This is a genomic window from Candidatus Termitispirillum reticulitermitis, assembly GCF_054655775.1.
This window is the reverse complement of record NZ_BAAIHG010000036.1, coordinates 1-12731: the sequence shown is the minus strand read 5'-3', so window position 1 is coordinate 12731 and position 12731 is coordinate 1. Positions and strand designations below refer to the sequence as shown.

13 protein-coding genes are annotated in these 12731 nt (G+C 42.6%); 2 read left to right on the top strand and 11 right to left on the bottom strand.

What is annotated here, in order from left to right; genetic code table 11:
* Positions 1-767 (top strand): nucleotidyl transferase AbiEii/AbiGii toxin family protein (locus tag AC1MDJ_RS04910; RefSeq protein WP_479689840.1); only part of this gene is annotated, 767 nt, incomplete at its 5' end.
* A gap of 150 nt (positions 768-917) precedes the next feature.
* On the opposite strand, the gene AC1MDJ_RS04905 is transcribed toward AC1MDJ_RS04910, so the two are convergent.
* Positions 918-3053, bottom strand: a complete 2136-nt coding sequence (locus AC1MDJ_RS04905; RefSeq protein ID WP_479689839.1) for a hypothetical protein — start codon at positions 3051-3053, stop codon at positions 918-920.
* A 239-nt stretch (positions 3054-3292) separates the two neighbouring features.
* Between AC1MDJ_RS04905 and AC1MDJ_RS04900 the strand changes: the two genes are divergently transcribed.
* Positions 3293-5533, top strand: a complete 2241-nt coding sequence (locus AC1MDJ_RS04900; protein WP_479689838.1) for a hypothetical protein — start codon at positions 3293-3295, stop codon at positions 5531-5533.
* Positions 5534-5548: 15 nt separating this feature from the next.
* Here AC1MDJ_RS04900 and AC1MDJ_RS04895 read toward each other — a convergent pair whose 3' ends face one another.
* The 10 genes from AC1MDJ_RS04895 to AC1MDJ_RS04850 form a co-directional block, all read right to left on the bottom strand.
* Positions 5549-6019, bottom strand: a complete 471-nt coding sequence (locus AC1MDJ_RS04895; RefSeq protein WP_479689837.1) for a NanQ anomerase/TabA/YiaL family protein — start codon at positions 6017-6019, stop codon at positions 5549-5551.
* Positions 6016-6303, bottom strand: coding sequence for a DUF167 domain-containing protein (locus AC1MDJ_RS04890; protein WP_479689836.1), 288 nt, complete (start codon positions 6301-6303; stop codon positions 6016-6018). The genes AC1MDJ_RS04895 and AC1MDJ_RS04890 overlap by 4 nt, the downstream gene beginning before the upstream one ends.
* A 96-nt stretch (positions 6304-6399) precedes the next feature.
* Complete coding sequence (locus tag AC1MDJ_RS04885) at positions 6400-8043, bottom strand: peptide-binding protein (protein WP_479689835.1); 1644 nt, start codon at positions 8041-8043, stop codon at positions 6400-6402.
* 15 nt (positions 8044-8058) lie between these two features.
* Entirely contained in the window at positions 8059-8346 is a 288-nt protein-coding gene (secG, locus tag AC1MDJ_RS04880; RefSeq protein ID WP_479689834.1) for a preprotein translocase subunit SecG, read from the bottom strand.
* Between the two features lie 9 nt (positions 8347-8355).
* Positions 8356-9105, bottom strand: coding sequence for a triose-phosphate isomerase (gene tpiA / locus AC1MDJ_RS04875; RefSeq protein ID WP_479689833.1), 750 nt, complete (start codon positions 9103-9105; stop codon positions 8356-8358).
* A gap of 3 nt (positions 9106-9108) precedes the next feature.
* Complete coding sequence (locus AC1MDJ_RS04870) at positions 9109-9480, bottom strand: bactofilin family protein (protein ID WP_479689832.1); 372 nt, start codon at positions 9478-9480, stop codon at positions 9109-9111.
* Complete coding sequence (locus tag AC1MDJ_RS04865) at positions 9481-10389, bottom strand: ParB/RepB/Spo0J family partition protein (RefSeq protein WP_479689831.1); 909 nt, start codon at positions 10387-10389, stop codon at positions 9481-9483.
* Positions 10390-10466: 77 nt separating this feature from the next.
* Complete coding sequence (locus AC1MDJ_RS04860; protein ID WP_479689830.1) at positions 10467-11702, bottom strand: hemolysin family protein; 1236 nt, start codon at positions 11700-11702, stop codon at positions 10467-10469.
* Positions 11703-11715: 13 nt separating this feature from the next.
* On the bottom strand, positions 11716-11988 hold the full coding sequence (locus AC1MDJ_RS04855; protein ID WP_479689829.1) for a chorismate mutase: 273 nt from the start codon (positions 11986-11988) through the stop codon (positions 11716-11718).
* Positions 11989-11994: 6 nt separating this feature from the next.
* Positions 11995-12447, bottom strand: coding sequence for an Lrp/AsnC family transcriptional regulator (locus AC1MDJ_RS04850; protein ID WP_479689828.1), 453 nt, complete (start codon positions 12445-12447; stop codon positions 11995-11997).
* Between the last annotated feature and the right edge of the window lie 284 nt (positions 12448-12731).

Below are 12731 nucleotides of genomic sequence, written 5' to 3'. Positions count from 1 at the left end.
AAGAAGTATCCGATATTGCCGCGCAGTATATCAGCACGACATTGAAAGATAAAATCGCAAAGGTTCTGGACGGGGGTGTGAAAATCTATACCTACGAAGAATATGCAAAGGTCAATCCAAATTACGAACCGAAATTCATTGATAACAAATCCCTGCATATTATTTATCCAAAGGTCGCGAACGATGTTTATCTGCGGTCGGATATTTTTCTTGAAATCGGAATACTCTCGGCACTAACACCGAACGAGCCGAAAGAGATTATGCCGTATGTAGCGAAAGCATATCCGCACCTTGGTATCGTGCCGGCAATAGTGCCTACGATAAAAGCCAAGCGCACATTTTGGGACAAGGCGACAATTCTGCACCGCGAACATTACCGCCCCGCGACAAAGCGCGATAAGGAAACGGACGCGGAAATTCCCAGTCATACGCCGGAGCGGTATTCGCGGCATTACTATGATTTGTATCAAATGGGGCATTCGGCGATAAAAGCCGATGCGTTGGCGGATTTTGAATTATTGCAAGAAGTCATAGAACATAAAAATCAGTTTTATCCCTGCGGTTGGGGACATACATTTGACGAATGCGCCGCTGGGGAACTGCGTCTGTCGCCAAATAAAAATAATCGGGATTTGCTTGCGCGGGATTACAAGGCAATGCAAAGTATGATTTTCGGCGACACGCCGGAATGGTCGGATATACTGGCATTCTTGGGCGAACTTGAAACCGAGATAAATAAGAAAAGCGGGAAAAATGGCAAAAAATGATTATAAAAAGTTGGAATTGACTTGGGCGGGCAAGGACGCACAGACACAGCCGGAGCCGCTAGCGTATCCTTCCCCAAGCACAAACTCATTATACACGACTACTACTAACACGGCTAACCCTAAAGGGGCTTGTGGAACGTTCAGGGAGAATTATTTAGAGCATACCCAGCTAACGCCGTCTATGAACGGCACTTGTTCTGTGTAGCCACGACTACGCATAATGTTTAAGACAGTGTCTTTATAGCTAGCAAGCTCCATTGCAAAGTAGATAATAACACTATCGTCATCTTTTATATGCTCTAATGCTCTGTTAAAGGCAGCAACATCATCAGGAGGCATAGATGTGGCTTCACGCAAATTTATTATGGCAGGCATTTCATGAGGAGGCCCGCCAGCAATGCCTATCCAGATAGCTGGCACATTCCTATATGTCCTAGCAACCTCAGCATAGTTAGTGTCTGGGTAATACAATAATATTTTCTGAGGCTCAACCCTGCTGAGAAAACCAAAGAACGCAACCACCAATATTACACCAGCAAACAACTTTTTGGAGACAAGCTCATTTAGAAACAGGGTGAACAATAATGCAAGCGGTGCGGCAAGTGGCAATGCTTGCCAAGTAAAAAGACCAATAGATGTTGTGTGTATATGATGAGCCAACAGATAGACCGATGTAGCCAATGCTATGGACAAGCATAGCAAGGCAGTAGTCTTTTGCTGTTGCACTTTTGCAGACCTGCTTAATACGACGGCAACAACAATTACCAATAAGCACAAAATACCGCCCCACCCAAGCAAATAGTAGAATGTTGTCAGCAATGATTGTGGCAATGTCTTAAAATATATAGATATGCTCCCAATGGCATTTGCGCGGTCTGAAGCAGGGAATGGGTGAACAACAAAAACTGAATACATAGAAATCCCCACTATTAAAGCAATTGCACATTTAGCAATTTCAACAAAGCGTTTCTGCATAAACAGGTAGTATATAGGCACAATAGATATACCTGCAAGCCACACTGCGCAAAAACTATGCGCATCAATACCGAGGAACGCTGATAATGCTAATAGTATATAAATTTTCTTTGTCAGTTTCGGCTGGGTAAATATTTCCAATGCTAAATATATCAAAAGCACACAGAAAAAGGTTGCTGCCGTGTAAGAGCGGGCAAATATCGGCGTGTATAGCCCCGCAGCACTGAAACCATAAAACACCATTGGTAGCAGAGCTAACCTATCAGACAGAAAACGCCTAGATATGACATACATAAGAATGCATATCCCTATATAATATAGCGCATTTAGAGCCATCCCATACCAATAACTAAAAGTATTGGGGAATAGCATAAAGGCTAAATGAAGTTGTATAAAGCGAGTTGGAGAATGCAATGGAAATCTAGCTCTCAACTTATTCAGATGTGATAAACCTTCACTAGGTTGTGCAGTTATAGCTTCAAACATTTCCTGTGATGAATGCCAAACGTTACCTGCATCAACTTGCGGAGCAATGATAAAATTGCCATTGTTAGAGTTATTTGCATTCATAATGGTTTCAAACTCCTCACCTATAAACTCATTGCTATGCCACCTGTAATAGCTCATAATAAGTAGCTGAACAACAAGTATTAAGATAAATAAAGCCCAACTGCGTGCAAATATCCAACTATAAAGTCCTTTATAAAGACAACACCAAGTAATAAGCACCGCAAAAAGCGACAGGAGTATAAAAGGTGTAATGAAAGTATCAGGCAACACAGGGTATTTGCTCAAATATGCCTGTTCTAAATTCATAGAGAAACCACCGCCAATATTCCATACGTTTATTGTAATTTGGCTAAGAACACCAGTCTTTATAATTCTTGACGAATTAAAACCATCTCTTAGCCTACTAAACCCTCTACTTATTGCTTTTCCAGAGCTATCAACAGCCGAAACCCACGTGCTTTTATACCAATTACTTGCGTTAACGACAGAGGCAACTAGCACCACTCGTTTATAATCGTTTGACGCTCTGTCTCTTAAATCAACCTTTATAGTAGCGTTATCAGCATTGCTCCTGATAACGTTCCTGTCAACACCAACTATGCTGAAGTTGTCTAGGTTGCTGTATAGTTCTTTCTGTGATATTTCTAGGTGTTTTTGCCATTTCAGAGGCACTGCATCCGTTCTGCCTACAAAGACAAACGATAGCAGTGCATAGATGCAAACAACAGCCACTAATGATACTACGACAAAAAATAGATGTCTAAATCTATTGACAAACTCCTGTAAATTGCTATAAAACACTGCTTTTAACCCCTTTTTCTAATTTGTAAAATAAACCAAGGTTAAAATAACACGTTTTTTACTATAATAGCACGATTATTTTTAGAAGTCAAAGAAAACTGCAAGAACAGCCATACCTCAGCCATTCTACCCTAATTCGTCAACGAGATTGTTTCCGTCAAGGGGGGGGGGGGGGGGGAAAAATTTTTCTCAAAATAACCTTGGTTAAATTGAGAAAGCAGAAAAAGGAGTTAAGAGCAGTGTTATATAGCAATTTAAAAGAATTTGTCAATAGGTTTAGACATCTACTCTTTGTTCTCATGTCATTAGTGGCTGTTGTTTGCATTTATATGATTTTATCGTTTATCTATGTGGGTAGGGTAGATGCAGTGCCCTTGAAATGGCAAAAACATTTAGAGATATCACAGAAAGAACTATATAAGAACTTAGACAACTTCAGCATAGTTGGTGTTGACAGGAACGTTATTAGGAGTAATGCTGACAACGCAACTATAAGGGTTGATGTAGGGGATAGAGTTTCAGAAGACTACGTTAGGTTGTCATTAGTCGTTGCTAGACTAAACACTACTAACCACTACCCAAAGGGTTGGTTATTGCAATACTCTGATAGAACAGGCAAGCAAGCGGAACGTTCTTTTAACTTTCTCCAAGATGGCTTTAATTCATCAAAGCTAATCAAGGGTGGTATCTCCACGCAGTTCAACATATTTTCACATAATGTTATGCGTGGATTCTCTATGGAGCTTGAAAGGGCATATTTGAGTAAGTATCCTGTGTTGCCAAATAGCTTTATTGCCCCGTTTATTACACTGGTACTTTTTGTAGTGCTTGTAGTTTGGTGTTGCATCTACAAAGGGTTGCACAACTGGTTTCTCGCTAGAAACTGGGCTTTATTAGTTTTGATAATTGCGGCACAGCTCCTTGTGATGGTGTATTACAAGAAGCAAGCTAAAGATTTTATAGGAGAAGAAGACCAGAGCCTATATTCTGCTAACTGGGCTAATTCAGAGCGCACAGGGACGCTTAGTATCACTCCCAGTGACTCGTGGACTCTTGGGAGTATGAAGCAAGATTACGATGAACCTACCACTCCCACTTGGCTTTCTCCATATGATATGGAGAGGATTATGACTGCTCAGCCCGACGAGGGACTGTCACATTTTAATAAATTAAGGCAGAGGGATAGGCATCATTCTCCAACATATCATATGCAACTTCATTTGGTATCCATGCTGTTTATGGATAGGTTTAGCCTGTGGTTTGGCACAATGTTAAACATACCCTATTACATAGCCACCTGCCTTGTTTTATATGTCATTTCAAAGCGTTTCTTGTCTGGCAGAACGGCTCTGTTGCCACTAATATTTTATGGCTTTAGTAGTGCAGCTGTACACACTGTTATATCTGGTCGTTCATTTACAATGGCCACATTCTTTTTTACGTTACTGCTGTATATGGCATTAGATATGCTTGACAAGTCCAAACTTTCAGGAAAGTTTTATATTTTGTTAGCCATAGTCTTTTTCTTGGGTTTTGATGCATACTACTATTTTGCTCCATGGCTGACAGGCATAGCCGTTATACCACTCATAAGTTTAGCTCGGCAGAAACGCTTTAAGGATATTACTAAATGTGCTATAGCTTTGATATTTAGCTTTATTGCACATCAATATGTATTCTATGGGGTTGCTGGCACCAATTGGCGCGCTAGTAGGGATATTGGCGAGACTGCTAGAGTGCTAATAAAAATGATAGCAGACATTAATTCGGGCTTGTTTGGAGGAACACTATATTGGTGGATATTGACTATTGCGGCGCTAGCTAGCATATCTATTTACCATAATGGTTTTTGCCGAAGCAATAATAAAAAAGATGTCGCGCTAAAGTGTATTACAATTACATTAGGCTTATCCGTTGTTTTGCTTGTAGATGCTAAATATATGCCAGAAATATTTCTCGCTTTAAGACATTACTATCCATGTATGCCCGCGGTGGTTTTATTATTAGTTCTTGTTTCAAAAGAATTAGTTTCTTTTGCTATTAGTAGAATAAAAATACGACAGGCAATATTGACTACTATTGTCTTGATATTGACATTGATTTGCTGGAAAAGTAGCAATATCTATATGGATGGGGAGAGTGAACTTATTCATACGTTTGATTATGCGGCATTTGCCGAACCATATAGAAATGTGCCTGTCATTGCAGTTTATTGTGTAAATCGCCCAATTTTATTTAGGCATTTGCGAGAAGCAATCGCTATTCCCCCTGGTGATGAGCAGGCGTTGATTAAAGCACTGAACGATATTCGCGATGATAAGCAGGTAATCTTTTATATTCCAGCTTATGAATGGCTCTTGTCTTCAGGGATTGCAACCATTAGTGATATTCAGACTATGTCTGATGTTATACAACGTCACGGCTATACAAAACGAGTGCCGTTTATAGGTGGCGATAGTTGGATATTCTATAAAGAATAGAAATCTATTTTGAGATTAAACCCTGAATTTCCCAACTGCAACTTTTATTATAAGTTTTTTAACCAGTTGAGGATTGTTATCTAAGCAACAACACGGCTTATGTGCCTCATCTGGGGATACCACGATAATCTCGTCTGTTTTTAGCAGAACATAGCCGCTGTTTGCAGGTTCATTATAAAAAGTAATGTCTTTTGCAGGGTCATAGGGCTTATTTACCGTTAGCTCCTCGCGTCTGGCAAACCCAAACAGCTCCTGCCCGCTGACCATAAATTGTATATCAAAGAACTTATCGTGCGTTTCAAACAGCTTTTCGCTTGCAGGTGCTGTCTGGTGCTCTTGCAGGGTAGCTTCAACACCAGTGGCTATGGTAATCTTGCCTAGTGGCAGGCTTGCAACGTCAGTATCTTTAATAAACGCATAGCCAAGCTCCAGAAGCTTTTTAGCATCTTTGTATTTATCTAGCTCTTTAATGGGCAGATGTATCATAAATATCCTCCAATTAGCTTGCTTAGTTTATCCTTTACTTTCTCGTTGTTTGTTGTCAGCTCAATGGTTTTCGTGCGCGACTTCTCCCCGCTCACTATGTGAACAGCGGATTTTGGTAGCTCCAAAAAACCTGCCACAAACTCCACAACAGCCTTATTTGCCGCACCCTCAACTGGCGGGGCGGATATGCGCAACTTCATCAGCCCGCCATGCTTGCCCGCAAGTTCAGTATTCTTCGCACCCGGCTGAATGTAGAGGGAAAACTTTATTTTATCTAAACTCAATGTGCAGTTCCTTGTTCAATCCCGCTGCTAAACGAATTTCTATTCAGCAGAGAATAGTTTGGTTTTATTGTCTGACATAATACTATAGGAACAAGTTCACCTATACTTTTGTTCATTTTTAGGCACATACCATTCGTCTATATTATACGTCACACCAGCAGGCGACAGCTCCACCCCCTTAAATCGCTTTGCCACCGCCAGCACCTCACGCGGAGCATATAGAAACGTGTAGGGCTGTTCGTCTGCCAATATCGTTTGTAGCTCGTCATAGTAGCCTTTGCGCTGCTTTTCGTTAAATGTCTTTAAGCCCAATTCCAACAAACTATCCACACGTGCATTATTAAAACATATATAGTTTAATGTAGCCACGCTGTTATCGCAAGGAGCAGAATGCCATATAGCGGATTGGTTCGGGTCTATCCCCATAGTCCAGCCTAGCATGATTACATCAAAATTGCCCTTGTTAACATACTCGTTTATGAATATCCCCCACTCAAGTACCCTAATAGAGACATCTATTCCTAACGCTGACCAGCTTTGCTGTAATATCTCTAATATACGTGCCCTAGTAGGATTTTGATTGGTAGTCAGCGTTAACTTCAACGGCTGTCCGCTTTTCTCCAACAGTCCACTTGCGCTCTTCACCCAGCCCGCTTCATTTAACAACTTCAAGGCTTTTTCAGGGGCGTAATCAGTTTTCGTCAGCTTGCTATTATACCATAAAGTGCCCGGCAAGTATGGCGATTCCACAGACTGTGCAAGACCTAGCATTACATTATCAATAATCTGCTCCTTAGGGGTTGCCAGTGCCAACGCCTTACGAACACGTTTATCGCCAAGTATATCAGAGCGCAGGTTATAGCCGATATAGCTATACGCCAACGCAGGATAGTCATATTTATTATAAAGCTCACTAAATCGCGATGTATCAGTCTGTTTCATATATTGTGCAGGCGTCAGTGGCATTACATCTACCGAACCGTTCAATAGCTCCATAAAACCCGCACTCTGGTCTTGAAAGAACCGAAACTGGATAGTTGATATATAAGGTTGCCCCTTATAATATGCAGGATTAGCGTGCAATGTAATAGACTTGTTAGCCTCCCAGCCAGCAAAGATAAACGGTCCCGTGCCTATCGGATTCCTCTGCAGGGCAGAGCGCACAGGTGGTGTATCAGCTAGCAGGTGCTTCGGCAGTATTGACGTGCCCCAACTAAGCAGTGCAGGGGCATAAGGTTCATTATATTCTACTACAACTGTCCAGTTATCGGGTGCATAGATATTTTTAATATGCTTAAAGTCGTCTCCATAAGCAGTCGGCGTATTAGGATTTACTATGAACTCGTAGGTAAAGATAACATCCTCCGCATTAAACGGAACACCATCGTGCCACAGCACATCGTTTCTTAGATGAAATGTAATTTTTAGATTATCAGAGCTGACTTCCCAGCGTTTTGCCAAATCTCCTTTAAGGTTTAACTTCTTATCAACTGCTATCAACCCGTTATACACCAAGCCTGTCACTTCATGCGAGGGATGGTCGGTAGCCAGCGGAGGCAACATATTCAGCGGTTCACCAAACATCGCATATACCAGCATATCACCATTGGGGTGGCTCACAGAACGTTCCCTCAAAGGTAGATGTTCGTCAGCTATGCTAGACTTACCCTTGTTGTCGCAAGAAACGGCAACGAGGAACAGAAACAGAGTAGATAGGCAAAGTAGCGACTTTCTTGGCATAATTTACATAGGCAACTATTGTTGCTGTTGCTGCTGGGTAGCTTCGTAATCTTTCAATATGCTGTCCTTAGCCCTGTCATCTGACATTAAAGCAAGCGTTAGAGATAGCAGTAAAAAACATGCCGCTATCACGGTTGTGACTTTATTCATAATGTTAGCTGGGGCACCCGGACCAAACATATTGTCGCCCGCCCCGCCGCCGAACGATGCGCCAAGCCCGCCTTCCTTGCCTGACTGCAAGAGAACTGCAACTATCAAGAGCACGCAAACAAACACATGAAAGGCTAATACAATACTATACAAAGGACTCTCCTAGTAGTTTATAATTTTTAGAAACTGGTCAGCCTTTAAGCTGGCACCACCTACGAGTGCACCATCTATGTCAGGTTCTTTCATAAGCATAGATATATTATCAGGCTTTACACTGCCGCCGTAAAGTATGCGCAGGTTGTCAGCTACCGCTACTCCATAAGTGCTACCTATAAATGTGCGGATAGTTTTATGCATTGCTTCGGCATCCGCAGGCGTAGCCGTCTTGCCCGTACCTATAGCCCATACAGGTTCATAAGCTATAACAACCTTGCTCAAATCTTTCACACCTTTAAGGTTCTTATCCAGCTGTGCCACCACTACCGCATCAGCTTTGCCTGACTCGCGCTCATTTAATAGCTCGCCGACACACAACAATGCGGTAAGCCCGCCTGATAACACCTTTATAGCTTTCTTATTTATAAGCTCATCGCTTTCGCTGAAGATGTTGCGCCGTTCAGAATGCCCAAGTATAACAGCACCCGCACCGCAACCCTTTACCATCTGCAAACTTACCTCGCCTGTAAATGCTCCCTCGTCTTCAGCACAAATATTCTGTGCGGCAACTGATACAGGCTTGCCCGCAACCTTAACGGCATTAAATACCGCATAAAGCGAAGTAAAACTAGGGGATACTAAAACGTCAACTTTAGCATAGTCCACATTAGCCGCCATAACGGATTTCACAAGAGATACGCCCTCATCAGGGGTAAGGAACATCTTCCAGTTGGCAGCTATAAGCGGTCTACGCATGGATTAGTCTTCTGTTGATGACGACGTCCCGCCAGAACGCCCCATTTCGGTGCTACCATTGAACATAACACCCTCTTCCATACGGATATTAGGCGTTCTTAAAACACCCTTTACTTGCGCAGGTTTATACATCTCTACCTTGCTACTTGCAGATATAGTGCCCGAAAAGTCGCCTAGTATTTTAACGACCCCCGCCTCTACCTCAGCGTTGACCTTACCGTATTCGGCTATTATGAGCGTGTCATTGGTCTTAATCTTTCCCTCAAAGTTGCCGTCAATGCGGACTATGCCGTCAAAAACCAGCGTTCCATTGAAGGATGTATTCTGCCCCAGCAGGGCATCAACACCAGTATTTTCCTTCGTAACTTTCAACATCTATACTTCTCCCCTGACTTTATTTACTATCCTGTCTAAATCGTCCTGCGAGTCGTAGCGTATCTCTATCACGCCGCGCTCTCTGTTTTTACCGCGCGTCTTAAACGACACTTTAGAGTCAAAAAACTGCTCCATTTCACGCACAATTGCTAGGATATCAGCATCTAGGCTAGCACTGCCCTGTGTCTCGCTATTTTTAGCTACACTAGCACCCCTGCCGTTAGCCTCGTCCTGTATGCGCTTTGCCAAAAGCTCTGTCTGCCTAACGGACAAGTTCCTTGATAATACGTCATTTAACAGCTTATGGCAATAATTTTTAGGTATGGATAGAAAAACTCTTGCATGCCCCTCTGATATTAGCTTTTGTTCCAATGCATCTGATACGTCTGTCGGCAAATCTAGCAGTCTTAACGTGTTTGCTACAGCGGGGCGACTTTTGCCAGCAATCCTAGCTACGTCCTCCTGCCTGTAGTCGCAACTATCCATTAGCTCTCTATATGCCCGCGCAAGCTCTAATGGCTTTAAGTCGTCCCTTTGAGTGTTTTCTATTAAAGCTAATTCTAAATTATCTGTATCGGCAAGTGGCTCTGTGATGAGTGCGGGCAGTGTTTTTAAGCCCGCAAAGCCTGCAGCACGCCAGCGACGCTCTCCCGATATGAGCATATATTTTGATTCGCTAGTTTTAACTACGACTATCGGTTGCAACACGCCCTTATCTCGCACCGATGATACGAGAGCCTCAAGTGCATCCTTATCAAAGTCTTTACGTGGTTGCTTTATGTTGGGCATAATGTCGGTAATGTCAATCTCACGAAATCGTGCATTAATATCGCTTTGCCCCGCAGAGTCGCTACCGCCAATGGGAATTAAAGACTCTAGCCCACGCCCTAAACGTTTATTCAGACTCAAATGAACCTCCAAAATACAACGGAGATTTAATGATAATACAGATAGTTTAGCAAGTCAAGAGCAAGGGCTGAAAATATCTATAACAGATTTCGCACCAGCTCTACCTCCTCTACTCTGTTATTATCCATCTTGCTGACAGATATGTTGAAGTCGCGCCAATCATACTTATCCCCCACTTGGGGTATCTCGCCCGCCAGCGAATATACTAGTCCGCCTACTGTATCGTAGCCACGCTCCTCATCTTCATCTTCAATTTGAAAATATTCGTATAAGTCATAGATAGTCGTGCGTGCGTTCACCTTATATATGGTGTCATCTATCTTGGTTATCAGCTCTGCTGTATCATCGTGCTCATCCCATATATCACCGACAATCTGTTCCAGTATATCCTCCATAGTGACAATACCCGCTACCCCACCGTATTCATCCACTACAACCGCCATTTGCAGATGCGCTCGCTGTAGTTCTCTGAGCATATCGTCAGCCCACTTAGTTTCAGGCACGAACAATGCCTCGTGAATCTGTTTCATATACTCAGTTATGTCCGCCCCTTCACGTAACATCTTAACTACGTCTTTTGTATATAAGATGCCCCTGATGTTATCAAGTGTTTCTTCATAGACAGGGATTCTTGAATAGCCACATTCCTCTATTATATCAAGCAGTTCATCCTTTGATATGTCCTGTGAAATAGCTATCATATCGGTGCGTGGCACCATAACCTCTTTAACCTGCATTTCCGATATATCAAACACGCCACTTATCATCTCGTGCGCCCCATCCTCAAGCACGCCTTGCTTGCCACTTACGTCAAGCATATATTCTATATCGTCTTCAGTGACGACAGATTTGCCCTCTCTATCCCCAAAGATACGTTTATTCCAAGCAGAAAGCTTGCCTACAAGGGACGTCATCGGATAAAAGAGCACATAAAATGGATATAAGGTATGGAGCGTTGAGACCAATAGCCTTTTAGTTGCAATATCTGCCAGCAGCGTAGGAAGCACTACGCCTACCAAAACTAATGCGGCAACAACATTGGCAAGCCAGAAAGCAGAGGAATCGGAAAGCGTGGTTGCCGCAATTAGCATAACGGTAGCCAATTTAGCAAGCCTGACAGTAAGAGCAAGCTGGTTTGAGCGGTTATTCCACAGTGCTTCTAGGCGCGGATGTCTCTCGTCAGCCTCTTCCAACAGCCGTCGTATGCGCAACCATCCAAGCCCACCTATGATAGCCTCTGATAACGATAGAAAAGCAAAAAATAAGACAGATAAAATGGTAAAAATTAAACTCGGTATATCATCAGAATCCAAACGAAAGTCCTCCTTAGCTCTTTGCCATCCTGGCTTTGCTAACTGCAAATATAGTGGCATATATTTTAGCAATCTCTTCACGTTCCAAGCCAACTGCAAGTTCCGAAACACGCTCAATAATCGCTGTCTCACGCTCGCTGTCAGACAGACTAATATTAGCCTCACGTTTCAGCGTTCCTATAGAATCCGTCAACTCAAATCGCATAGATAGCAACTCGGCAATGCTATTGTCCACCCTATCTATTATCTCCCTATGCTCCTGTAACCCAGCTGAAATATCAGACATTAACGTTTAATCTAAAACACGCGGACGGTCCATAAGCGTAGAAAAAATAAGGATTGTATTAGTTTTAGTAACCCCCTGTATTGCGCGAAGGTTTTTAACGATATGAGCAAGCGAATCGGTCGTCTCCGTTACGACTTTTGCTATCAATGTAAAGTCGCCCGCAACGTGGCAACAGCTGATAAGCGCATCGTCTGCATTGCGGATAAGCGCGTCCACAGTCGTCATGTGCTCTGTGCTCTCAAGCGATATGCCTATATAGGCGGTAACGCCATAGCCCAGCTTCTGGTAGTCAATGGTAGCGGTGTAGCCCTTTATGATGCCGTCCCCCTCCAGCTTCCTAATGCGGTCTATAACAGAGGGCGGTTTCATATTAACAGCTCTCGCGATGTCCGTATAGGACACCCTGCCAGACTGCAACAACATATTTATAATCTTCTTGTCAGTATCGTCTAAAACCATAAATCCTCCAATTGGCACAAAACATTTTATGGAATAAATGTTGGCGTATCTAATAATATAATACTATTTTGCGTTCTGTCAATATATCAAAATTATTTGACAAACTAAATGTAGTAAGATAGTTTATGGAGGTTCCACTATTTTGAGAGGTTGATTTAATGAGTATGTTTCCCAAAGCCACCGTAGCTTTTGCAATATCGTTGGTTCTAGCTATTTCTTTCATAGCTTACAAATGTCAAGACTATAAAGAAGCTATGTTGCGGATAGACCTACAGCCCACAGGC